This is a genomic window from Psychrobacter sp. T6-1 (assembly GCF_052258445.1).
The window spans coordinates 1-714 of the sequence record NZ_JBQQFC010000695.1 but is presented as its reverse complement, the minus strand read 5'-3'; the positions used below and the strand labels follow the sequence as shown (position 1 = coordinate 714).

Annotated in this window: 1 protein-coding gene; it reads right to left on the bottom strand. The window is 41.3% G+C overall.

All coding sequences use genetic code 11. The features are described from left to right. Positions 1-348: 348 nt before the first annotated feature. Positions 349-714 (bottom strand): FAD-dependent oxidoreductase (locus ACTXGO_RS15455; protein ID WP_443575141.1); only part of this gene is annotated, 366 nt, incomplete at its 5' end.

The following is a 714-nucleotide window of genomic DNA, read 5'->3' as shown; positions in this document are numbered from 1 at the left end:
TATCTAAACTGAGCGAACCTACCTACTATGGTAAATAGCAATCCGAAAATAATGAGCATTGGGACGAGTGCCCAACCCCATGTTAAATCTCCAATTAAGGAGAAAAACGCTTCAATATATTCCATGACTGTCTTCCTTGAACGATACGACGCATCGACATATTTTATTAGTAGTATGACTAACCAAGGCATTTATTTTAGGCCATACTACTTTTTAGAGGTAACATTCCTCATTATGTCGCTTAAACAACTCCCTTGTAAACACTAGACTGAATTTTATCTGAGTAATGACACAAAAAAACCACCTCAAAAGAGGTGGCTTATTAAGCTAACTTTTTAGCTAAATGGTTTATTGCATTACAAGGTATTCAAACGCACTTAGAGCGGCCTTACTACCCTCGCCCATAGCAATATTGATCTGCTTAAAGGGAACGGTTGTTACATCCCCACAGGCAAAGATACCTTTGCGATCAGTGCGGCAGCGCTCATCAATCTCAATCTCACCAAAGCGGTTTAGATCAACAAAGCCTTTGATAAATCCAGTATTGGGTACCAGACCGATTTGCACGAACACCCCTTCTAGATCACGCTCATGGGTCTCGCCCGTTTTGCGATCTTCAAAGACAATAGAGCTGACTTTGCCATCGGTCGCTTTAATCTCTTTGGTCGCCGCTCCCGTGATGAACTCAATATTCGACTTCTCTTTGGCTTTATT